The 272-nt window shown below is 59.6% G+C and carries 1 pseudogene; it reads right to left on the bottom strand.

The window, feature by feature from the left end:
• Window positions 1–272: pseudogene (locus SB756_RS30150) on the bottom strand (L-2-hydroxyglutarate oxidase); the annotation flags it as partial.

The raw sequence follows: 272 nt of genomic DNA, 5'->3' as shown, positions 1-272 counted from the left end.
ATCAGCTTGCCGTCCGGCGATACCGCCTGCGCCCGCACACCGGCGGGCCAGGGCTGGAGATCGCTTAACGAAAGCCGGGGACAATACTTTTGCACCAGCCGCAGATAGCCGCTTTTGCACAGCGAGTTTTTCATCTCGCCCAGTCCTGAGCGTAGATGGTTTTGCAGCACCCGGCGAATCCCCGACGAGCCCAAAATTTCCAGCGTGTCGCTAAACGAGAAGTCGCGCTTGTGGTAGCCTTCGCGTTTAAAAGCCAGCACCGCGTTTGGCCC

It is taken from the genome of Pseudomonas sp. SIMBA_068 (assembly GCF_046534705.1).
In the GTDB taxonomy this organism is placed as follows: domain Bacteria; phylum Pseudomonadota; class Gammaproteobacteria; order Pseudomonadales; family Pseudomonadaceae; genus Aquipseudomonas; species Aquipseudomonas putida.
The sequence above is the reverse complement of the archived record's forward strand: the minus strand, read 5'-3'. Positions and strand labels throughout refer to the sequence as shown.